Annotated in this window: 22 protein-coding genes, 1 pseudogene and 1 riboswitch; of the genes and pseudogenes, 12 read left to right on the top strand and 11 right to left on the bottom strand. The window is 53.5% G+C overall.

Annotation, left to right across the window (positions count from 1 at the left end; translation table 11 throughout):
- Positions 1 to 7 precede the first annotated feature (7 nt).
- Positions 8 to 2056 carry a carboxy terminal-processing peptidase gene (gene prc / locus PYW49_RS17880; protein ID WP_059312760.1) on the top strand — a complete coding sequence of 683 codons (2049 nt, stop codon included), beginning with the start codon at positions 8 to 10 and terminating at the stop codon, positions 2054 to 2056.
- Between the two features lie 193 nt (positions 2057 to 2249).
- The gene (htpX, locus tag PYW49_RS17875; protein ID WP_014884290.1) at positions 2250 to 3131 is read left to right on the top strand and encodes a protease HtpX; all 882 of its coding nucleotides are present in this window, start codon (positions 2250 to 2252) and stop codon (positions 3129 to 3131) included.
- A gap of 50 nt (positions 3132 to 3181) precedes the next feature.
- On the opposite strand, the gene PYW49_RS17870 is transcribed toward htpX, so the two are convergent.
- Entirely contained in the window at positions 3182 to 4555 is a 1374-nt protein-coding gene (locus PYW49_RS17870) for an MFS transporter (protein WP_320387113.1), read from the bottom strand.
- A 179-nt stretch (positions 4556 to 4734) separates the two neighbouring features.
- Between PYW49_RS17870 and kdgR the strand changes: the two genes are divergently transcribed.
- Positions 4735 to 5526: a DNA-binding transcriptional regulator KdgR gene (kdgR, locus tag PYW49_RS17865; RefSeq protein ID WP_320387112.1), complete on the top strand. Its 792-nt coding sequence runs from the start codon at positions 4735 to 4737 to the stop codon at positions 5524 to 5526.
- 65 nt (positions 5527 to 5591) lie between these two features.
- Here kdgR and PYW49_RS17860 read toward each other — a convergent pair whose 3' ends face one another.
- The gene (locus PYW49_RS17860) at positions 5592 to 5831 is read right to left on the bottom strand and encodes a YobH family protein (protein ID WP_134350795.1); all 240 of its coding nucleotides are present in this window, start codon (positions 5829 to 5831) and stop codon (positions 5592 to 5594) included.
- Between the two features lie 162 nt (positions 5832 to 5993).
- Between PYW49_RS17860 and mgrB the strand changes: the two genes are divergently transcribed.
- The 7 genes and pseudogenes from mgrB (at position 5994) to rlmA (ending at position 11226) form a co-directional block, all read left to right on the top strand.
- On the top strand, positions 5994 to 6137 hold the full coding sequence (gene mgrB / locus PYW49_RS17855; RefSeq protein ID WP_006175995.1) for a PhoP/PhoQ regulator MgrB: 144 nt from the start codon (positions 5994 to 5996) through the stop codon (positions 6135 to 6137).
- A gap of 74 nt (positions 6138 to 6211) precedes the next feature.
- Positions 6212 to 6502, top strand: coding sequence for a YebO family protein (locus tag PYW49_RS17850; protein WP_039263640.1), 291 nt, complete (start codon positions 6212 to 6214; stop codon positions 6500 to 6502).
- 23 nt (positions 6503 to 6525) lie between these two features.
- Positions 6526 to 7515: an MBL fold metallo-hydrolase gene (locus tag PYW49_RS17845; RefSeq protein WP_320387111.1), complete on the top strand. Its 990-nt coding sequence runs from the start codon at positions 6526 to 6528 to the stop codon at positions 7513 to 7515.
- A 525-nt stretch (positions 7516 to 8040) separates the two neighbouring features.
- A pseudogene (locus PYW49_RS17840) lies at positions 8041 to 8185 on the top strand (DUF2627 domain-containing protein).
- Positions 8186 to 8197: 12 nt separating this feature from the next.
- Complete coding sequence (gene cspE / locus PYW49_RS17835; RefSeq protein WP_001062678.1) at positions 8198 to 8407, top strand: transcription antiterminator/RNA stability regulator CspE; 210 nt, start codon at positions 8198 to 8200, stop codon at positions 8405 to 8407.
- Between the two features lie 219 nt (positions 8408 to 8626).
- Positions 8627 to 10345 (top strand): peptidoglycan glycosyltransferase FtsI, encoded by a 1719-nt coding sequence (ftsI, locus tag PYW49_RS17830; protein ID WP_134350656.1) that lies wholly within the window; start codon positions 8627 to 8629, stop codon positions 10343 to 10345.
- A gap of 65 nt (positions 10346 to 10410) precedes the next feature.
- Complete coding sequence (rlmA, locus tag PYW49_RS17825; RefSeq protein ID WP_320387110.1) at positions 10411 to 11226, top strand: 23S rRNA (guanine(745)-N(1))-methyltransferase; 816 nt, start codon at positions 10411 to 10413, stop codon at positions 11224 to 11226.
- Here rlmA and mntP read toward each other — a convergent pair.
- The 5 genes from mntP to manX all read right to left on the bottom strand — a co-directional run bounded on the left by mntP (position 11223) and on the right by manX (position 15386).
- Positions 11223 to 11789, bottom strand: a complete 567-nt coding sequence (gene mntP, locus PYW49_RS17820) for a manganese efflux pump MntP (RefSeq protein WP_134350654.1) — start codon at positions 11787 to 11789, stop codon at positions 11223 to 11225. The genes rlmA and mntP overlap by 4 nt on opposite strands.
- A gap of 10 nt (positions 11790 to 11799) precedes the next feature.
- Positions 11800 to 11989, bottom strand: a riboswitch (yybP-ykoY riboswitch).
- A gap of 198 nt (positions 11990 to 12187) precedes the next feature.
- Positions 12188 to 12646, bottom strand: a complete 459-nt coding sequence (locus tag PYW49_RS17815) for a DUF986 family protein (protein WP_320387109.1) — start codon at positions 12644 to 12646, stop codon at positions 12188 to 12190.
- Positions 12647 to 12708: 62 nt separating this feature from the next.
- Entirely contained in the window at positions 12709 to 13560 is an 852-nt protein-coding gene (locus PYW49_RS17810; RefSeq protein ID WP_006810994.1) for a PTS mannose transporter subunit IID, read from the bottom strand.
- A gap of 12 nt (positions 13561 to 13572) precedes the next feature.
- A complete protein-coding gene (gene manY, locus PYW49_RS17805) occupies positions 13573 to 14373 on the bottom strand; it encodes a PTS mannose transporter subunit IIC (protein ID WP_008500490.1) in 801 nt (266 codons plus the stop codon).
- A 47-nt stretch (positions 14374 to 14420) separates the two neighbouring features.
- Complete coding sequence (manX, locus tag PYW49_RS17800; RefSeq protein WP_032658500.1) at positions 14421 to 15386, bottom strand: PTS mannose transporter subunit IIAB; 966 nt, start codon at positions 15384 to 15386, stop codon at positions 14421 to 14423.
- A 264-nt stretch (positions 15387 to 15650) separates the two neighbouring features.
- Between manX and PYW49_RS23400 the strand changes: the two genes are divergently transcribed.
- Together PYW49_RS23400 and yoaE are read left to right on the top strand one after the other, a co-directional pair.
- Positions 15651 to 15860, top strand: coding sequence for a protein YoaL (locus tag PYW49_RS23400; RefSeq protein WP_407057617.1), 210 nt, complete (start codon positions 15651 to 15653; stop codon positions 15858 to 15860).
- Positions 15848 to 17407: a CNNM family cation transport protein YoaE gene (gene yoaE, locus PYW49_RS17795; RefSeq protein WP_134350652.1), complete on the top strand. Its 1560-nt coding sequence runs from the start codon at positions 15848 to 15850 to the stop codon at positions 17405 to 17407. The genes PYW49_RS23400 and yoaE overlap by 13 nt, the downstream gene beginning before the upstream one ends.
- Positions 17408 to 17413: 6 nt before the next feature.
- Here yoaE and PYW49_RS17790 read toward each other — a convergent pair whose 3' ends face one another.
- From PYW49_RS17790 to pabB, 4 genes are all read right to left on the bottom strand, one after another.
- Entirely contained in the window at positions 17414 to 19012 is a 1599-nt protein-coding gene (locus PYW49_RS17790) for an EAL domain-containing protein (protein ID WP_134350651.1), read from the bottom strand.
- A 130-nt stretch (positions 19013 to 19142) separates the two neighbouring features.
- A complete protein-coding gene (gene sdaA, locus PYW49_RS17785; protein ID WP_134350649.1) occupies positions 19143 to 20507 on the bottom strand; it encodes an L-serine ammonia-lyase in 1365 nt (454 codons plus the stop codon).
- Between the two features lie 185 nt (positions 20508 to 20692).
- The gene (locus PYW49_RS17780) at positions 20693 to 21271 is read right to left on the bottom strand and encodes a CoA pyrophosphatase (RefSeq protein ID WP_320387108.1); all 579 of its coding nucleotides are present in this window, start codon (positions 21269 to 21271) and stop codon (positions 20693 to 20695) included.
- 6 nt (positions 21272 to 21277) lie between these two features.
- Positions 21278 to 22603 carry an aminodeoxychorismate synthase component 1 gene (gene pabB / locus PYW49_RS17775; RefSeq protein WP_320387107.1) on the bottom strand — a complete coding sequence of 442 codons (1326 nt, stop codon included), beginning with the start codon at positions 22601 to 22603 and terminating at the stop codon, positions 21278 to 21280.
- Positions 22604 to 22632: the final 29 nt, after the last annotated feature.

Below are 22632 nucleotides of genomic sequence, written 5' to 3'. Positions count from 1 at the left end.
GCCTGGCATGAACACTTTTTTTAAGCTCACCGCGCTGGCGGGCCTGTTTGCCATAACAGGTCATGCTTTTGCAGTGGACGATATCACCCGTGTTGATCAAATTCCGGTCCTTAAGGAAGAGACGCAACACGCGACGGTGAGCGAGCGCGTGACCTCACGCTTTACCCGTTCGCACTATCGTCAGTTCGATCTCGATCAGGCCTTTTCGGCCAAAATCTTTGACCGCTATCTGAACTTGCTGGATTACAGCCATAACGTTTTGCTCGCCAGCGATGTCGAGCAGTTCGCTAAGCGCAAATCCGAGGTGGGTGATGAGTTGCGTTCAGGCAAGCTGGATCTGTTTTACGATCTCTACAACCTGTCGCAAAAGCGCCGTTTCGAACGCTATCAGTACGCGCTGAAAGTGCTGGAACGTCCAATGGACTTCACCGGTACCGACACCTTTAATCTGGACCGCAGTAAAGCACCCTGGCCGAAAGATGAAGCCGAGTTGAATGCGCTGTGGGACAGCAAAGTTAAATACGACGAACTGAGTCTTAAGCTGACCGGCAAAGATGAAAAAGAGATCCGTGACACGCTGACGCGTCGTTACAAATTTGCCATTCGTCGTCTGGCGCAGACCAACAGTGAGGATGTCTTCTCGCTGGCCATGACTGCTTTCGCTCACGAAATCGATCCGCATACCAACTATCTCTCTCCACGCAACACCGAACAGTTCAATACCGAAATGAGCCTGTCTCTGGAAGGTATCGGCGCGGTACTGCAGATGGACGATGATTACACGGTGATCAATTCAATGGTCGCGGGTGGCCCGGCATCCAAAAGCAAAGCGATTAGCGTAGGCGATCGTATTGTGGGTGTGGGACAAACCGGCCAGAACATGGTCGATGTGATTGGCTGGCGTCTCGATGACGTAGTTGCACTGATCAAAGGTCCGAAAGGCAGCAAGGTTCGTCTGGAAGTTCTGCCGGCCGGAAAAGGCACCAAAACCCGTATCGTTACCCTGACCCGCGAGCGTATCCGTCTGGAAGATCGCGCGGTGAAAATGTCGGTGAAAACCGTGGGTAAAGAGAAGGTGGGCGTCCTGGATATTCCTGGCTTCTACGTGGGGCTGACTGATGATGTGAAAGTACAGCTGCAGAAGCTTGAAAAGCAGAACGTCAGCAGCGTTATCATCGATCTGCGCAGTAACGGCGGCGGTGCGCTGACAGAGGCAGTTTCTCTCTCTGGCCTGTTTATTCCATCTGGCCCTGTGGTTCAGGTGCGCGATAACAACGGTAAAGTGCGTGAAGATGCTGACAACGACGGTGTGGTCTACTACAAAGGCCCGCTGGTGGTGCTGGTTGACCGCTTCAGCGCCTCCGCGTCTGAAATCTTTGCCGCTGCCATGCAGGACTATGGTCGTGCGCTGATCGTCGGTGAGCCAACCTTCGGGAAAGGTACTGTTCAGCAGTATCGCTCTCTGAATCGTATTTACGATCAGATGCTGCGTCCGGAATGGCCTGCACTGGGCTCTGTTCAGTACACCATCCAGAAATTCTACCGTGTGAACGGCGGCAGTACGCAGCGTAAGGGCGTCACGCCGGATATCATGATGCCGACAGGCACGGAAGAGACTGAAACCGGCGAGAAGTTTGAAGATAACGCGTTGCCGTGGGACAGCATCAATGCCGCGACGTACGTGAAGGCGGGTGACATGACGCAGTTTGGTCCTGAACTGCTGAAGTCACATAACGACCGCATCGCGAAAGATCCGGAATTCCAGTACATCATGAAGGACATTGCTCGCTTTAATGCTCTGAAAGATAAACGGAATATTGTTTCTCTGAACTACGCTCAGCGTGAGAAAGAGAACAACGAAGACGATGCAACGCGTCTGGCGCGTATCAACGATCGCTTCAAGCGTGAAGGTAAGCCTCTGCTCAAGAAACTGGACGATCTGCCTAAAGATTACCAGGAGCCCGATCCGTATCTGGACGAGACGGTGCATATCGCACTCGACCTGGCGAATCTGGAAAAAGACAAGCCTGCCGTACAGCCCGCTCCGGCAAAATAACCTCCCAACAGGCACAAGAAATTGTGCCTGTTTCTTTTTGTTCTGCATCCTTCCGTCAGCCTGATTTTCAATTGTGTAAAGTTGTGTCTTTCTGGTGACTTACGCCCGCCGGATGCTTGAAAATAGCCGCAATACCCATACGATGTGGGTAATCGCATAGTGCGTTTTGTTAAACTGAGGTAAAAAGAAAATTATGATGCGAATCGCGCTCTTCCTGCTCACCAACCTGGCGGTAATGGTGGTTTTCGGGCTCGTGCTAAGCCTGACAGGGATTCAGTCGAGCAGCGTTCAGGGTCTGTTGATTATGGCGCTGCTGTTTGGTTTTGGTGGCTCTTTCATTTCCCTGCTGATGTCGAAGTGGATGGCGCTGAAATCAGTAGGCGGTGAGGTTATCGAGCAACCGCGTAATGATATGGAACAGTGGCTGATGAATACGGTGGCTCAGCAATCCCGTCAGGCCGGGATCGCCATGCCGCAGGTGGCCATTTACCATGCTCCTGATATCAACGCCTTCGCCACAGGTGCCCGTCGTGATGCATCACTGGTTGCCGTCAGCACTGGTCTGTTGCAGAACATGAGCCGTGACGAAGCCGAAGCGGTTATTGCTCACGAAATCAGCCATATCGCAAACGGTGATATGGTAACCATGACCCTGATTCAGGGCGTGGTGAACACCTTCGTTATCTTTATCTCTCGTATTCTGGCGCAGATTGCGGCTGGCTTTATGGGCGGCAACCGCGACGAAGGGGAAGAGAGCAACGGTAACCCGCTGATCTATTTCGCTGTCTCCATGGTTCTTGAACTGGTATTCGGTATTCTGGCCAGCATCATCACCATGTGGTTCTCTCGTCACCGTGAATTCCACGCGGATGCCGGCTCAGCGAAACTGGTTGGCCGTGAGAAGATGATTGCGGCGCTGCAGCGTCTGAAAACCAGCTATGAGCCGCAGGAAGCGAACAGCATGATGGCCTTTTGCATTAACGGTAAATCGAAATCGCTGAGCGAGCTGTTTATGTCTCACCCGCCGCTGGATAAGCGTATTGAAGCGCTGCGCAGTGGGGAATACCTGAAGTAACACAAAGAACCGCAATGAGCCGGGCAGGAGAATACTCCGCCCGGCTTTTTTTATGCCTGAACCCTGGGCTGGGTCACCCGCAGGCCGCTGACGGCAGCCGCGAGGGTGGCAAGGAAACCCGCGGTGAGGAGAGCAACATGATTGCCATTTTGTCCGGCGAGGTTAAACATCAGGGCAACCAGTGCCGCACCGGTGCTTTGTCCCAGAAGGCGCGCGGTCCCCAGCATGCCGCTGGCACCTCCGCTGCGATGACGCGGTGCGGAGGTGATAATAGTGTGGTTGTTAGGAGACTGGAACAGGCCAAACCCCGCACCGCACAGGATCATGCGCCAGATGATGTCCAGATCGGTCGGCGATGACGGTAGCAACGCCAGCGCGAAGAGGCCTGTCGCCATCACCGCCAGCCCCAAAGCACCCAACAAACCGGCATGAACGCGTTCAATTAAGTAACCTGCCAGCGGCGCCATCACCATCGTTGCCAGCGGCCACGGCGTTAACAGCAGTCCGGTCTCCACTTCTGAACGTCCTACCACGCTCTGTAGAAAGAAGGGCAGCGACACCAGAGCCAGCATCTGGGCGCAGAACGAGCAGACAGACGTGCAAATGGAGAGCGAAAAGAGGGGAATACGCAGCAGATCAACAGGCAGTAAAGGCACCGGGAGAGTGAGCTGTCGGCGAACAAAGAAGAAGCCTATGACCAGCAGGGCGAGCAGTTCCACTCCGGTCAGCACCAGTGATTGCCCCTGCGCAAAGCCGCTCAGGGCGGTAATCAGCAGGCCAAAGGTGAGGGCATTCATCACCGCGCTCGCGACGTCGAAGCGCGGCATGGTGCTTTTGGGGCCATTAGCGGGCAGGAAGCGCAGGGCAAAAAAGATGGCCACGATACCCAGCGGCACGTTAATGGCGAAGAGCCATTGCCAGGAGGCAACGGAAAGAATAGCCGCCGCAATGGTTGGCCCGGCGGCGGAAGATACGGCGACAATAAACGAGTTTATCCCCATGCCGCGCCCCAGATGTCGCTGGGGATAAATTAAGCGAATCAACGCCGTGTTTACGCTCATGAGCGCCGCGCCACCAAAACCTTGCGCAATGCGTGCAAGCGTCAAGGTATGAAGTGAATCAGAAAGGGCACATAACAATGAGGTAACGGTGAAAACCACCAGACCGCACTGATACACCCGACGGTAACCGAACATATCGCCCAGGAAAGAGAACGAGAGCAGGGAAACCACAATCGCAATCTGGTAGGCGTTAACAATCCATATTGAACTGGCTGGGGATGCATGCAGGTCGCTGGCGATAGTTGGCAGGGCAACGTTCGCAATTGCGCCGTCAAGGACGGCCATTGAGATACCGATAATGATGGTCGCTATAGCGCCATACCGCTGGGGTAAAGGCAGGCCATCGGAAAGATTTTTTTCCATTAGGATTAAAAAAGCTCAGCGTGAAATTATTCTCAGGGTAACTATTTTAGCACTGTTACTGACGCGATATGCCGCAGATTTGTAACGAAGTAAACGCGGATTGATTGCAGGTGACATGACGGGAACTTATAATAAAAACCGGTTCTGATTTTTATAAAACACTCTCTATGAGGTGGTAAATGGCTATTGCGGATTTGGATAAACAGCCAGATTCTGTTTCTTCCGTGCTGAAGGTGTTTGGCATCTTACAGGCGCTCGGGGAAGAGCGTGAAATTGGTATTACAGAGTTGTCGCAGCGCGTGATGATGTCGAAAAGCACCGTTTATCGCTTTTTGCAAACCATGAAGTCACTGGGCTATGTTGCACAGGAAGGCGAGTCAGAAAAATACTCTCTGACCCTGAAACTGTTCGAACTCGGTGCCCGTGCGCTGCAAAATGTTGATCTGATCCGCAGCGCTGATATTCAGATGCGTGAAATCTCGCGCCTGACCAAAGAGACCATCCATCTCGGTGCGCTGGATGAAGACAGCATTGTTTATATCCATAAAATCGACTCCATGTACAATCTGCGCATGTATTCGCGCATCGGTCGTCGCAATCCGCTCTACAGTACCGCCATTGGTAAGGTTCTGCTGGCGTGGCGCGATCGCGAGGAAGTGAAGCAGATCCTCGATGGCGTAGAATACAAACGCAGTACGACACGAACCATTACCAGCACTGACGAACTGTTAACGGTGCTTGATCACGTGCGTGAGCAGGGGTATGGCGAAGATAATGAAGAACAGGAAGAGGGGCTGCGCTGTATCGGCGTTCCGGTGTTTGACCGCTTTGGCGTGGTGATCGCGGGTTTAAGTATCTCTTTCCCAACCCTTCGCTTTTCAGAAGAGCGTCTGCATGAGTATGTGGCTATCCTGCACACTGCCGCACGTAAGATTTCTGAACAGATGGGTTATCACGACTACCCGTTTTAATCTCTGTTAGCATAAAAAACGCCGCAGATGTTGCGGCGTTTTTTGTCAGTGATTAAACCGTTTGATTAGCCATTATCGATGACGACGGACGTTTTACGCAGTACAGGACAGTTTGTTAAACCAATGAACCCGCTGTCAGAATGCAGATACTGCGCAGTGCTCAGTCCTTGTGCCGTTAAGTACTTACACTGAATACCTAATCCGGCTGCGTTTTCGGTGCTCCCCACGAGCACACCATAACCCGTTAACAGAAGGCCAATCCAGACGATGGCCAGTGCAATAATTGTTCGAATAATTAAGCGCATCATTACCTCTTTTTTATCGTTGTTATCATAAAGCTAGCGTAAACGGTTTACGCTATGAAACAAGTGCAGGATTCTGAAAAAAGCGTGATGGCGGTACAGTTAGTCCTTGTTTAAGATAACCGTGATAACCTGGTTACATCAGGTCTTTAGACGGAGTGTGGAGTGAAAAAAATACGCTGGGTGATTCTGATTATCGTGCTGATAGCGTGCGTGGTGTTATGGACGCAGACTATCAATGTAATGTGCGATCAGGATGTACAGTTTTTTAGCGGCGTCTGCGCAATCAATAAGTTTATTCCGTGGTAACACGCATTTTTTCTCAAGGTGATTTCCTTCCTTCGCGCCAGTGGTAAAATAGACGTTTTTATTGAGGTGGTGAAATGGGTGAGTTACTGAATTCAGGGCTGCTGAATATGGCATCCCTGATGATTTCTTTGGTTGTTCTGCTTGTGGGGCTGGTCATCTGGTTTTTCGTGAATCGTGCCAGTTCGCGTACGAACGAGCAGATCGAACTGTTAGAAGCGCTGCTCGATCAGCAAAAACGTCAGAACGCGCTGCTGCGCCGTCTGTGTGAGGCTAACGAGCCGGAAGAGAAAGACGCGCCGAAAGACGTGGTCGCTGAAGATAACAAAGACGAAGACGACTTTATCCGCCTGGTGGCTGAGCGTTAATTTTTTCGTGCTGGGAGGTGGCTGTGGTCTGGAAAAATCCCTGGTATGACCCCTCCCTGAAACACCACACCCCGAACGGTTTTCGTAATACCCATCCTGCTGGACATCAACCCGGCGACCTGGACCGTTGGCGTAAAGCGCGTAAAGAAGCCTGTTTGCCGAAACCACCCGCGCTGGGTTATGAAGATTTTATTCGTCAGTGGTGGCAACCCGCCGAGCTTACGCAACCTCAAGAGGATGGAGTGTGGTGGCTGGGGCATGCGAGTGTGCTGCTACAGCTAGACGGTAATATCATCCTTACCGACCCGGTTTTTTCACAGCGCGCCTCTCCACTCCCTTTCCTGGGACCACAGCGTAAAACGCCTCCTGCACTGTCTGTCGAGCAACTTCATCAGCTTGATGCGGTCGTCATTTCCCATAACCATTACGATCATCTTGATGATGCGACCATTCGCCGTATTCTCAAACGCTTTCCCGACGTGAGTCTCTTCGTCCCTTTAGGTCTGGCCGCCTGGTTTCGGCGTCGGGGAGCAAAACGCGTGGTTGAGCTCGACTGGTGGCAGAGTTTCACCTGGCAGGGGATGACGTTAACCGCCGTACCTGCGCAGCACTGGAGTATGCGCACGCCATGGAACCGCAATCGCTCCTTATGGTGCGGCTGGGTCATGGAAGGGCGGCATCATCGTTTCTGGTTCAGCGGGGATACAGGGTATTCACCTGAGCTGCTGTTGATACCTGAACGTCTGGGGCCTGTTGATGCTGCCGCGTTACCGGTGGGTGCCTATGCCCCACGATGGTTCATGGCTGTACATCATATGGATCCGCAATCTGCGGTGGCATTGTGGCAGCAGTTGGGTTGTCCTCTGGCGTTTCCCATTCACTGGGGCGTGTTTGAACTGGCAGATGAAGCCTTGGATGAACCGGTGCAGGAGTTAACTGAGGCGCTAGATAATTTAGCACCAGTTAATGATTCTTTCAGGATACTGAAAATTGGTGAATATTTATCCTTATAAACGACGCGATAAATTGTTGCATATATTCTGTATGTAAACGCGCATATGAATGTTTTATTTTTATCGAAACGTTTTGCTTGCCTTGTTTTGATGCAGAGTCATAAAAATTTCATTATTTTGGTGCATAACACTGTTTATTAACTGATGCATTTTAATACAGCTGGCCGCGGGTTATTAACAATGTTTTTTCCCTGAAACAATTTGGTCGCGTTACAATGATTTAAGCATAAGTTTTCACAAATTGTTCTAACTCAATCAATGCTTAAGATTTCTTTTCCCGGTTGCTGGACGCTTTGTAATGATTGCGCTATGTTAAAAATGTCTTAGATTACAGCGGTTGTGCAAGCAGCGTTGGGTCTTTGTTACGCAGCAGGGCTGTCAGTACATATTGCGCATAATTGTGCAAAACCTGACAAGCACTGTTCGAATTTGTGCGGCGGATCGAGACATGTTTAAAAATGGCTTGCCATATTAAACATTGTGTGTGATAACACGTTTTGGGTCAAACGAGGTACAGTTCTGTTTATGTGTGGCATTTTCAGTAAAGAAGTCCTGAGTAAACACGTTGTCGTTGAATACCGCTTCTCTGCCGAACCTTATATTAGTGCCTCATGCAGTAATGTCTCAGTTTTATCTCAGTTAATGCCTGCGGGCTAAGAAAACACTCTAAGGAATTTTGCAAATGGCAAAGATTAAAGGTCAAGTTAAGTGGTTCAACGAGTCTAAAGGTTTTGGTTTCATTACTCCTGCTGACGGCAGCAAAGACGTGTTCGTACACTTCTCTGCAATCCAGGGTAACGGCTTCAAAACTCTGGCTGAAGGCCAGAACGTTGAGTTCGAAATTCAGGATGGCCAGAAAGGCCCAGCTGCAGTTAACGTAACTGCTATCTGATCGAACCACTGCTGACTGAAACGCGCCGCGTTTCAATCTCAGACATAAAGCCTCGCATAACGCGGGGCTTTTTTATGCCCTTTATCTTTCAAAATATTACGATCTGCGGCCTTGTTCGTAACTTGTTGCAAAGCTGCGAGGTTAGTAGCACTGTTTCACCACCTTCCTCCCGTCTTTTCCCGTTAAATCAGGGCGTTGTTTAACAGCCCTGGGGTTCAGGTGAAGAAGAAATTAATAACAGCAACTGGAAATTTCACGCCGGTGCGTTTTGCTCTGCTCTGTTTCGCTATTTTTTGCAGTCTGGCTTTTTTGCTGGGCCGCGTTGCCTGGCTGCAAATCATCAAGCCTGACAATCTGGTGAAGCAGGAAGATATGCGATCCCTCCGTCAGCTGGCAATTGATGCACCGCGTGGCATGATAATGGATCGCGAAGGTCGACCGCTGGCGGTGAGCGTGCCTGTCCGGGCCGTATGGGCCGATCCCAAAACGGTGCTGGCAAAAGGGGGCGTCAGCGCTGATGAACGCTGGCAGGCGTTGGCAAATGCGCTGCATCTCTCCCTGAGCACGCTTTCGGCGCGAATCAATGCCAGTCCACAGGGGCGTTTCATTTACCTTGCCCGTCAGGTCGATCCTGCGCAGGCGAAGTGGATCGATAAACTGAATTTGCCCGGCATCAATTTGCGCGATGAGTCCCGCCGTTTTTATCCTGCCGGGCATGTCGCCGCAAACCTGATTGGTTTTACCAATATTGACGGGCAGGGCATTGAAGGTGTGGAAAAAAGCTTCAACGCTCAATTGACGGGCAAGGCGGGGGTACGGCAGGTAAGGGAAGACCGCTATGGACGCGTGGTTGAAAACCTGACAGAAGTTGCGCCCGCACCGGCGCACAACATCCAGTTGAGCATTGACGAGCGGCTGCAAACCATTACCGAAGATGCGCTGGATAATGCCGTGGCCTGGAACAAGGCCGAGTCAGGTGCATCGGTGCTGATTAATATCCCAACCGGGGAAATACTCGCCATGGCGAGCTATCCGAATTTTAACCCCAATAATCGGGAAGGCGCGACGATAAATGACTTTCGCAATCGCGCCATCAGCGATACGTTCGAACCCGGTTCGACCGTCAAGCCGCTGGTGCTAATGACGGCCCTGCAGCAGGGTCTGGTCCAGCCGGATAGCGTGATTGACACTCACCCGTATATCCTTGACGGGCATCGTATCCGCGATGTGGGTTACTATCCTGAACTGACAATGACCGGGATCCTGCAAAAATCGAGCGACACGGGCGTGTCGCGACTGTCCCTGGCAATGCCAGTCCAGCATCTTATTGATACGTACAGAAACTTTGGTTTTGGTACCAATACGGGGCTTGGCTTAACGGGGGAGAGCGCGGGACTGTTGCCACGGCGTAAGTACTGGAGCCAGCTCGACCGCGCGACCTTTGCCTTCGGCTACGGGCTGATGGTAACCCCGCTACAGCTGGCGCACGTCTACGCGACAATTGGCGGCTTCGGGCTTGAGCGCCCCCTTTCCATTACCCGTATCGATCCCCCCGTCATCGGCCAACGCGTCATGCCGGAAGAGATTGCGCACGAAGTGGAGCACATGATGGAGAGCGTCGCGCTACCCGGCGGTGGGGGCGTTAAGGCCGCCGTTCGTGATTACAGGGTTGCGGTGAAAACCGGCACGGCGAAGAAAATTGACGATAGCGGAAAATATGTCGATAAATACGTGGCCTACACTGCGGGCGTAGCACCTGCCAGCGACCCGCGCTTTGCCCTGGTGGTAGTGATTAACGATCCCCAAAACGGAGCCTACTACGGCGGTGCCGTCTCCGCACCTGTCTTCAGTGAGATTATGGGTAACGTACTGCGTCTGGAGAACGTGAAGCCTGACGGGCTACCGGCGGGTTCCGATCACCTTATCGTTATGCGCTAACCGGGCGTTTATAACCAGGGCGAATAGCGGTACACTTCGCCCTTTGATTATGCTCCGGAGTAGCCATGTCCTTCAGTTGTCCCCTTTGCCACGCGGCCCTGACGCACTCAGATAAAAGTTATACCTGTCCGCAGGGACATCAGTTTGATATGGCGAAAGAAGGCTACGTAAATCTTCTGCCGGTGCAGCATAAACGCTCCCGCGATCCCGGGGACAGTGCCGAGATGATGCAGGCGCGCCGCGCGTTTCTCGATGCCGGACACTATCTGCCGTTACGGGAAACGGTCGCGAAAATACTGGATGATATTTTGTCTGGTTCAGCAACCGCCATGCTCGATATTGGCTGCGGGGAAGGGTATTACACCGCGCGGTTTGCGGAGGTTGCTCGCGAGAAGGGCGCGCTGACATTTGGTCTGGATGTGTCGAAAGTGGCGATTCGCGCGGCGGCTAAACGCTACACTGACGTGACGTTCTGCGTGGCATCCAGCCATCGGCTGCCGTTTGACGATGCCAGCATGGATACTGTTATCCGCATTTACGCGCCCTGTAAGGCGGAAGAGCTGGCGCGTGTGGTGAAACCGGGCGGATGGGTGGTCACCGTTACGCCAGGCCCGCGTCATCTGATGGAGCTGAAAGGGCTGATCTACGATGAGGTGCGTCTGCATGCCCCTCATTCTGAACAGCTGGCCGGTTTTACCCTGAAGCAAGCGCAAACCGTGGCGTATGAAATGACGCTGAAAGGGGAAGAGGCCACAGCATTGTTGCAGATGACGCCGTTTGCGTGGCGGGCGAAGCCGGAAGTGTGGGAAGCGTTAGCTGCGCATTCACTCTTTCGCTGCCAGACGGATTTTAGTATCCACGTCTGGCAGCGCGAAGATTAACCGGCGAAGTGTGCCCAGAGGATCTGGGCACCAATCCCAATTAACACAATCCCCCCCAGGATCTCGGCGCGTTTACCCAGCAGTGGGCCGATAAACCGTCCGACCATCATGCCCAGCGTGGACATAATCAGGGTTGCACAGCCAATGGCCAGCGCGGTGGCGATAATATTAACCTGCAGGAATGCCAGACCGACACCGACAGCCATCGCATCCAGGCTGGTGGCGATTGCCGTAGTGACCAGTAGCCAGAATCCGTGGCGATGCAGCGGCTCCTCATCTTCATCTTCACCGCCGCGAAAACCTTCAATCACCATTCGACTGCCGAGAAATACCAGCAGGATGAAGGCAATCCAATGGTTCCACTCCAGCACAAACTGGCTGGCGAGCATGCCAAGGCCCCAGCCGATAAGAGGGGTCAGCGTTTCGATAGCACCAAAAATCAGTCCGGTGCGCAGGGCTTCTGAAAATTTCGGTTTGTGAAGCGTGGCGCCTTTTCCGATGGAAGCCGCAAATGCGTCCATGGACATGCCAAAAGCGAGAAGGATCGTAGCGGAGATATTCATAACAGCGTCCAGACCGGGGATATCCATATGACACATCACTGCCCCCAGTAAACAGCAGTTGATGTATCTATGGTCTCGCCTGATCGCTCTACACATAAGATGTGCTGAAAACGATCCGTACGTGCCACGTTTTTCAACGAGTATGTTGACACGTACATTTCCTGTGAACAGGAAATCGGCTACTCCCCAACGACGGGCGCAACCTTAACATATTTTGAGAATATAAAACAACAATGAATAAGTATAATCCAGTCTGCTTATTGAGAACAGTTTTCATTTACTTTTAAGTGTGAAGGTATCGTTAAAAAATAGAGATCAAATTAACGAAGGGGATATAGCTTCGGCTATATTTCTTGCGCAAAATAAACGCAGAACATAGCCATTGCTATATATCTAACTCATTGAGTTTTAAGGAGTAGGTTGTATATCCTTTCCAGGTCGTCAATATTCCTCACCCGAATAAGCAGGCGCCGCTGTTCTAATTGCATAACCAGTACACCGTCTTCGGATAATTTCATCTCTTTAATACGGTTATATTCTATCCATACATTGGCGAAGAAAAATCCACGGGTTTTAAAAATGACTTTCGGCGTGCGGATCCAGAACAGATAAACCGCCATTAATGCCAGCGCACATAATAACCATGTGGTTAATATTGCACCATGGCTGGTGACGTTATTGTAAATAAGAATGACGATGAGACCCGCGAAGATAAACGCATCCACGCGCCCGCGTCGCAGAAGGGGAAGGGAGAGCAGCGTCTCGCCGTGACGGCGGGGCATGATGAACTCGTCATAGATCGCGTAAGCCAGAAGGGCTGCAATAAATAAAACCAGTACGATGTCCGTGACAGTCATTCATCCTCCAGTAAACAGATAAAAAAACCGGGGGCAAGCCCCCGGCGTCTAACGTTATTGCTTTACAGACCCAGCAGGCCTACAGCGTAGCCCGCGATACCGATGACGAAGAAGCCAACGATAATCCACAGCGGGTTCACTTTCTTACGCAGGAGCCACATACAGGCGAAGGTCAACAGCAGAGGTACCAGGCCCGGCATCAGCTGGTCCAGGATAGTCTGCACGGTGGTGACACGAGTTTGTCCATCCTGGCCAGTGATGGTTGACACCACCAGTGGGATGTTCACGTGCGTCCACTTGTTAACCAGTGCCCCCATGACAAACAGGCCGAGGATTGACGCCCCCTCAGTCAGTTTCTGCAGGAAGCCGCCGCCCATGTCCTTAACGATGTCCACCCCTTTACGGTAGCCGTAGGCCACGCCGTAGTAACGAGTCAGCAGACGCACGGCGTTGAACAGGATGAAGAACAGCAGTGGACCAAGCAGGCTGCCGCTCATCGCGATACCGGCACCCAGTGCTGCGAAGACCGGACGAACGGTACCCCAGAATATCGGGTCGCCAACGCCGGCCAGCGGGCCCATCAGACCGACTTTGATACCGTTGATGGCACCATCGTCAATCTCTGCGCCGTTAGCACGCTGCTCTTCCATCGCCAGCGTAACGCCCAGAACCGGAGCCGCTACATAAGGATGGGTGTTAAAGAATTCCAGGTGACGCTTAATCGCCTGACGGCGCGCTTCGTTGTTTTCCGGGTACAGGCGTTTGATCGCCGGTACCATGGAGAAACAGAAGCCCAGCGCCTGCATACGTTCGAAGTTCCATGAACCCTGAAACAGGTTAGAACGGATGAACACGCCACGAATATCACCCGGAGTGAGTTTTTTCTCAGTGGTAGTTTTTGTCATATCAACCATTTCGCTCACCTGCTAGTCCAGTTCGTTATCGAGATCGTTGTTACCAGCAGCCTGCGCTGGGGCACCCGCGACGCGGTTATATTTCGGGCTGAGCTGGATGTAGAGAATCGCCATCACCGCACCAATCACACCCAGTGCAACCAGGTTAAAGTTGGTGAATGCAGCGGTCACGAAGCCGAGGTAGAAGAACGGCATCAGGTAGCCTGCGCGCATCATGTTGATGACCATTGCATAACCGACGACCACGATCATACCGCCCGCGATGTTCAGACCGCCGGTGACCACTTCTGGAATGGCGTTCAGCATGCTCTGGACTTCACTGGTACCGACGGAAATCGCGACGATAACGGCCGGGATCGCGATACGCATCGCCTGCAGGAACAGGGACGAAACGTGGATCCACGACAGTGCCGTGAGGTTGCCGTTTTCGGCCGCCTTATCCGCTGCGTGCTGGAAGGCTACGGTGATTGTACGAACAATGATGGTCAGAACCTGGCCTGCGGCTGCCAGCGGGATCGCCAGGGCGATACCTGCACCAATACTCTGGTGACCGGCAATAACCAGAACGGTAGAAATGATAGAGGCCAGCGCGGCATCGGGCGCAACTGCCGCACCGATGTTCATCCAGCCAAGGGCGATCATTTCCAGGGTACCACCGATGATGATACCGGTTTTCATGTCACCCAAAACGGCCCCAATCAGCGTACAGGCCACCAGAGGGCGGTGGAACTGAAATTCATCAAGTACGGATTCCATACCCGCAATACATGCGACGACGAACACCAGCACAATCTGAAGAGTAGTAATCTCCATTGCACTTCTCCTATTACATAAGCTCTATGTGAAAAACCGGCGCGGGCTTATTTCCCAACTTTGCCGATCAAATCCATCATTTTCAGTTTTTGATCCGTGGAAACCTTACGGGCTTCCAGCTCAATACCGCGCGCATTCAGCTTGTTGAATGCCTCGATATCTTTCGCATCGACTGAAATGGCGTTGTTGACCTGCGTTTTGCCCTGACGGAATGCCATACCACCAATGTTCACGGAGGTGATTTTCACGCCGCCTTCAACAATGCGCTCAACGTCTGTCGGGTTAGTGAACAGGAGCATTACGCGTTCACCCGCATATTTCGGGTTGTTGTAAACGCGGATCATCTTGGCGACATCCACGACGTGCGCGGTAACGCCAGGAGGAGCAACCTGAGTCAGAAGGGTTTTACGCACGGTGTCGGCGGCAACTTCATCACTGACGACGATAATGCGTCGAACGTTGGTCTCTTTGGTCCAGCGCGTGGCGACCTGGCCGTGGATTAAGCGGTCATCAATACGGGCAAGGCCGATAACCATGTAATCGTTCGGGCCCATCGGTTTTGCCGGCGCTGCCGCTTTCGGTGCCGCAGCAGGCGCAGGGGCTGGTTTTTCAACCGGCTGCGCTTTCAGGGCTTTTACCCCTTCGCGCCCGGTTTCAACGGCCAGTGCTACCAGCTCATCGAACGCCGGATTGTCGTCGCGGGCCATGAAGGTTTCCACCAACATGGGGATATTGACCCCGGCGACAACTTCATAGTGCTCTTTATCGACGACAATGCGGCTGGCAGCATTGAACGGGCTGCCGCCCCATGTATCAACGAGAAACAGCACGCCTTTGCTGGTATCCAGCTTCGCGAGTTGAGCGTTGTACTTCTCAATCAGCGTCTCGGCATTTTCACCGGGAACGAAATCGATCCAGCCGACGTTTTCCTGCTCGCCCAACAGCATCTCTGCCGTTTTGAGTAGCTGCTCAGCAGCCCAACCATGTGTGCCTATGACAATAGCAATGGTCACTTGCTACCTCCTTTTATTATCATTAATACGCCTGCCGGGCAGTCGTACTGAGAATCGTATTGGCGAACCGAATCGATTCAGATAAGGGTTAGAGAGAAATAAACTAAGACTTACGCGAATTATTTTAGATAGTGAAAAAATAATTTATGTGATGAAGATCCGTAATTTAGCTTTCCCGATACAGAAATTACTCAACACAAATAAAGTCTTTTCGCGATTTTGCAAAAGAACGTAAATCTTTGCTAAAAATGCATTGTGTCTGATATGTTTAGCCTCCGTTTAATTGTTCAGGAGTATAGGGCTACAGCCCACTATATGGACCGTCACCGACGTCAGTCATCTTCCAGGCCATTTCGCGCCTTTTTCACCGGCGATCCTCGCCATGTATCGACTCTGTCTGCCTCTGTTTTGCCCACATTGAGTGGGGCACCGTTTCGTCATTCCTTTAGCAGGAGCTTGTCATGGAATTCTTAATGGACCCGTCAATCTGGGTGGGATTACTCACGCTGGTGGTGCTGGAGATTGTTCTCGGCATCGATAACCTGGTGTTTATCGCTATCCTTGCGGACAAACTGCCGCCAAAACAGCGTGACAAAGCGCGACTGATTGGTCTCTCGCTGGCGCTGGTCATGCGACTGGGCCTGCTGTCCGTCATCTCCTGGATGGTCACGCTGACCAAACCGCTGTTCTCCGTCATGGATTACACCTTCTCCGGCCGTGACTTGATCATGCTGATCGGGGGGATATTCCTGCTCTTCAAAGCGACGACTGAGCTTCATGAGCGGTTGGAAAACCGTCAGCATGATGATGGGCACGGTAAAGGCTATGCCAGCTTCTGGGTGGTGGTAATGCAGATCGTGGTGCTTGATGCGGTCTTCTCGCTGGATGCGGTGATCACGGCGGTCGGCATGGTGAACCACCTGCCGGTGATGATGGCAGCGGTCGTCATTGCGATGGCGGTCATGCTTCTGGCCTCGAAGCCGTTGACGCGTTTCGTGAACCAGCATCCGACGGTGGTGGTACTGTGTCTGAGCTTCCTGCTGATGATCGGTCTGAGCCTGGTGGCTGAAGGCTTTGGCTTCCATATTCCGAAAGGCTACCTGTACGCCGCGATTGGCTTCTCGATCCTGATCGAGCTGTTCAACCAGATTGCACGTCGTAACTTCATTAAGCAGCAGTCTAATCAGCCGCTGCGCGCTCGTACCGCAGATGCCATTCTGCGCCTGATGGGCGGTCGTCGTCAGGGGAACGTTCAGTCTGACCCCGAAAACCATAACCCGGTTCCGGTCCCGGAAGGGGCGTTTGTGGAACAAGAGCGCTACATGATTAACGGCGTGCTCTCTCTGGCCTCTCGTTCACTGCGCGGGATCATGACGCCACGCGGGGAAATCAGCTGGGTTGATGCAAACCTGAGCGTTGATGAGATTCGTCAGCAGCTACTCTCTTCACCACACAGCCTGTTCCCGGTGTGTCGTGGTGAACTGGATGAGATCATCGGCGTCGTGCGGGCGAAAGAAATGCTGGTCGCCCTGGAAGAGGGCGTTAACGTGGAAGCGGTTGCCGCCGCATCGCCTGCGATTGTCGTTCCGGAAACGCTGGATCCGATCAACCTGCTGGGGGTGCTGCGCCGCGCACGCGGTAGCTTTGTTATCGTCACCAACGAGTTTGGTGTGGTGCAGGGACTGGTAACGCCGCTGGACGTGCTTGAAGCGATTGCCGGTGAGTTCCCGGATGCCGACGAAACGCCGGAGATCGTCGCCGACGGCGAAGGCTGGCTGGTTAAAGGGACGACCGACCTGCACGCGCTCTCGCACACGCTGGGGCTGGAAAACGTGGTCAACGATGAAGAAGACATCGCGACCGTTGCCGGTCTGGTTATCGCCGTTAACGGGCAAATCCCGCGTGTCGGCGATGTGATTGAACTGCCGTCGCTGCACATTACGATTGTCGAAGCCAACGACTATCGCGTTGATATGGTCCGTATTGTTAAAGAACAATCTGCCCACGATGAAGATGAGTAAGTCTGCTTAACGCAGCGGCATTAAGGGCACGATGTGTCCGTTATGACGCGCTGGCGGGGGAGTTCTTCCCGCCAGCCAGTCTGGGAAGTCCCGTAGCGGCATAGGCCGCGCATAGAAAAATCCCTGCAGAACAGGTACGCCATGGCGGCGTAAAAATCGCGCCTGCTCCTCCGTCTCGACCCCTTCAGCCACCAGTTCGATATTCAGCCGCTGACCCAGAGCAATAATGATATCCGTCACCGTTGAATTCACGGCATCAGTGCCAATGGCTGTGGTAAATGACTGGTCGATTTTCAGCACGTCCGGGTGCAGCTTTTCAAGCCAGGAGAGGGAGCTGTTTCCGGTGCCAAAATCGTCGATGGCGAGCTTCACCCCTTTGCGATGCAGTTCGCGGACGATGCGATAATCCGCATCCAGCAGCGCATCCCGCTCCGTTAATTCAATCACCAGCTGCTGACGCGGATTAGCGCTGAACCAGAGACGGTTCAGGTCCTGTAACAGCACCGCGCGACGGAAATGGCTGGCGGCGACGTTAATGCCGATGTGAAAACCGGCGCTGGCAGGGAAGTAGCCTATCTGGCGCACCGTTTCGGCGATCACATAACGGGTCAGGGGGACAATCTGGTTGTGTTCTTCTGCCAGAGGAATAAACACTTCCGGGGAAATCCACCCCTGACGGGGATTATTCCAGCGCAGCAGGATCTCAACGCCAGTGCATTTCTGGGTACGGGCATTCACCAGCGGCTGGCAGAAAAGCTCAAATTCCCGCGACGCAATCCCCATGTCGATCTCCCACGTGAAGCTCATCCGGTTTGCCGTGGCTAGCCAGGCGAGATAGCCCAGCAGCAGGCTGAGCATGAGCCCCAGCGGCAGCTGGGCTGGCAGACTTTTTAAGGCTAATACTCCGGGCCCCGGTCCGCTGACCGTAATGGTGAAAGGATTTCGGGATGATGACTGCTGGAAAATCGCACCATCTTCATCAAATGTCAGGCTGTCGGTGACGCGTTGACCATAGCGCAAAAAGCGATCGCCCACGTTAAGCGCCACGTCATTGATAAGCGGACGCTGGGGCTCAAGAATCATTTTAGTGATCAGATCAATATTGATGATCTCAATAATGCCATCTTCACCGTCCCGGGAGACGGGGTACCACTGGATCACTATCGGGCTGCCCTTCAGCAGCCACTGGTCGGTCGATAAAATCAGCGTCGCCGTGCTGGCGGGTAATTCCTTCTGGAAGTCGCGAACGGGTACATCACGGCTCCCGAAAATACTCGAGCAATAGAGGATTCCATCTTTGATCAGGGCGATGGAGCGTACCGTCTGCAAAATGGCGGCCTGCTTTCGCAGGGCCAGATGCGCCTGCGGGCAGGGCTGACCCACCAGCGGCTGCAGCACGCTGCGGCGGTTTTCTAAAGAAAGCAGTACGTTATCAAGGGCGCGAACGGAATGGCTGGTAAAATCGATGATCCGCTGTTGGTTAACGTTGCGCTGTGAAATAAAGCGAATGCCTAATGTCAGGATGAGCGTCAGGAGCGCAACCGTCACACAGACGATAACGCGTTTTTGGCGATAGTTTTTAATGATCGTTTGTGCAGTTTGCATGAACGGTCGCCTGATAAGCCACCAGCCACAAAAGCCGGACGCAACAGTAAAAGTGTAGTGGGGAAAGCAGAAGGAGACGAGGAAGAAGAGGGAAATTCGCCCATCCGTTGCAGATGGGCGAAAGGCAGTATTAGTCGCACTGCACCTTAATGGCCAGGCCACCACGGGACGTTTCACGGTATTTCGCGTTCATGTCTTTGCCCGTTTCGTACATGGTTTCAATCACCTTATCCAGCGATACGCGAGGTTCGCTGGTACGGCGCATCGCCATACGTGAGGCGTTGATGGCCTTCACCGACGCAATCGCGTTACGCTCGATACACGGCACCTGCACCTGGCCTGCGACCGGGTCACAGGTTAGACCGAGGTTATGCTCCATACCGATTTCGGCCGCCACACAGACCTGCTCAGGGCTTGCGCCCAGCAGCTCTGAAAGACCGGCTGCCGCCATAGAACAGGCCACACCCACTTCACCCTGGCAGCCGACTTCAGCGCCAGAAATGGAGGCGTTCATTTTATACAGCGCACCGATGGCACCCGCCGCCAGGAAATAACGGATGTAAATATCCGGCGTCACGGGCTCAATAAAGTGGTCGTAATACGCCAGCACCGCGGGAACAATACCGCACGCGCCGTTGGTTGGTGCGGTCACGACGCGGCCGCCGGCGGCGTTCTCTTCGTTAACCGCCAGGGCGAACATATTCACCCAGTCGACCACGTTCATTGGGTCGTTGGAGAATTTGTCTGTGGTCACCAGCATACGGCGCAGGGCAGAGGCACGACGCGGCACGCGCAGTGGACCTGGCAGGACACCTTCGGTGTTCATCCCGCGATCGATACAGGCGCGCATGGTTTGCCATACGTTCGCAAAATAGTCTTCAATCTCTTTTTTGCTGTGCAGCGCCAGTTCGTTCTGCATCACCATGCCGGAGAGTGAAAGACCGGTCTCTTTGCAGTAACCCAGCATCTCGGTAGCCGATTTGAACGGATACGGAACGCTGACGTCGCCAACGCTATCTTTGCCAAAATGTTCTTCATCCACGATGAAACCACCGCCGATGGAGTAGTACGTTTTGCTGTAAATCTCTTTTTCACCGCTAAAAGCGTGAATGGTCATGCCGTTCTCATGCAGCGGCAGGTTGTCGCTACGAAAACGCATGCCGTCATCCTGCGGGAAATCGACTTCCTGCTGACCGTTTGCCAGCAGCAGGCGGCCGCGTGTTTCCACGTCGCGGATGAATGCCGGAATGGCATCAATATCTACGGTATCCGGCATATTGCCTGCCAGACCCATAATAATGGCGATATCGGTGTGGTGGCCTTTACCCGTCAATGACAGCGAGCCGTAAACATCCACGGCGACACGGGTAACGCTTTCCAGTAATCCTTTTTCGACCAGATCATCGACGAACTGTTTACCGGCCTTCATCGGGCCAACAGTATGGGAAGACGAAGGGCCAATTCCCACTTTGAACATGTCGAATATACTAATCACTTTCACACTCCTGACAGGGTTACCGGGGTTCCAGTAACGATGTTATAACTGCGCATAGTGTAAGAGGGAACACCGACCTCGGCTTAACTATTCACATGAATTAAACTAATGGTTGGCGATGGGTTTTGCTAATAGCGCGACGCGGATCGCAAACCTGGCAGAAGAGGGTGGAACGTAAAGTATAGTCAAGGCTTCAGGCCGATTTGCAACGCCAGCTCACGAATAATGCCCGCCGTCATGCCCCAGACAAAATAATGCTGATACCAGGATAACCACACCCGATGGTCATGCCCCCGGCGTTGGATATCCAGCGGGTGATAACGACTCAGTCGAAGGGCCTCTTCCAGCGGCATTTCAAACACCGCTGAAACTTCATCGACGCTGGCGTGATACTGCAGGTTCGGCGGGATAATACCGACCACCGGCGTAACCTGAAAGCCGGTGACGCTGTTGACGGGCGGCAGCACGCCGATGACCTCAACCGCTTCCGGCGGAATGGCGACCTCTTCCTGCGCCTCGCGCAGCGCGGCGGCAATCAGCGAGGCGTCGGTGCTGTCGACTGCGCCACCCGGAAAGGCGACCTGACCGGCGTGCTTGCGTAAATGGGGAGAACGCTGGGTGAGCAGCAGGCCCGGCTGCGCGCGGCGCACGACCGGGATCAGCACGGCCGCCTGGCGCTGATTCAGCGCTTCGCGGTTGACCTGCGGTCGTAATAGCTGAAAGCGAGATAAAAAGTCATCCAGCGTCAGGTTCTCTTTTTCCACCCGTGATTACTCCAGTTGTTTCAGGATACGGTTAACTTTATCAAAGGTTTCCTGATATTCCGCATCGACCTGGCTATCGGCAACAATACCGCCCCCAGCCGAGCAGTATAAATTTCCGCCGCAGGCGGTCAGCGTGCGTATGGTAATGCTGGTATCCAGCGTGCCGCACAGGCTGATGTAGCCAATACTGCCGCACCAGGCGTTGCGTCGCTGCGGCTCCAGCTCATCAATGATCTCCATCGCCCGTACCTTTGGCGCCCCGGTGATGGAGCCTCCCGGGAACGCGGCGCGCAGCAGGTCGCAGGCCGTGCGCGAGGGCGGCAGCCGAGCGGTAATCGTGCTGACCAGGTGATGCACGGCCGGGAAAGGCTCAACGACAAACAGTTCCGGCACGCGCACGCTGCCCGGAACGGCCACGCGGCCGATATCGTTGCGCATCAGATCGACAATCATCAGGTTTTCGGCGCGGTCTTTCGGCGAAGCGGCCAGTGTTTCCGCCTGCTGGCGATCGGCATCGGGATCTGCAAGACGCGGCAGGGTACCTTTGATCGGGCGGGTCTGAATAGTGCCTTCCGCCAGATGGATAAAACGTTCAGGCGACAGGCTGAGGATCGCGCCCTGTTCCAGACGTACGAATGCGCTGAACGGCGCCTTATTGCTGGCATTAAGACGGGTGAACGCCTGCCATTCATCTCCCTCATATGTTGCCTGAAAACGCTGGGCAAGATTGACCTGATAACAGTCACCGCTTTGCAGATACGCCTGTACGCGCGAGAATTTTTCTGCATACTCCGCAGCGCTCATATTCGAGCGCCATTTTGAGGTCAGCGTGAACGTTTCTGCCGGTGCAGGCTGCTGCGCCTCAAGCCAGGCCAGACGCGCCTGCACGTCATGATGACTCAGCAGTGAAAACGTTTTTTTGTGGTGATCAACAATTAACGCCCAGTCATACAATCCCACGGCCATGTCTGGCAGAGAAATATCCGCCTGCGCATGCTCAGGCAGCGTTTCGAAACGACGACCTAAATCGTAGCCAAACAGGCCCAGCGCGCCCCCCTGAAAGGGGAGGTCCGGGTTCGGTGTGGCAGATAAGCCCAGCGCGTTAATTTCTTGCTGAAGCTGCATCAGCGGATCGTCCGTTAGCGACAGGTCATTGGTCGTCAGCGTCTTCAGCGGATCGGCTACCAGGATATCAAAGCGGCTGTAGGGGTGGTCCGCGTAGCCGGAATGCAGCAGCATCGCAAAAGGAAGGTGGCTCAGACGGGCAAACCAGAATTCCGCAGCGTCTGTACGCCAGGGCAAGGTAATAACAGTGGGGAAGCGCATGTTCATGTGTGGCATACTACCGGGCAGCGTGAAAT

It is taken from the genome of Enterobacter chinensis (genome assembly GCF_034008295.1).
In the GTDB taxonomy this organism is placed as follows: Bacteria; Pseudomonadota; Gammaproteobacteria; order Enterobacterales; family Enterobacteriaceae; genus Enterobacter; species Enterobacter chinensis.
This window is presented reverse-complemented; position numbering and strand designations above follow the sequence as displayed.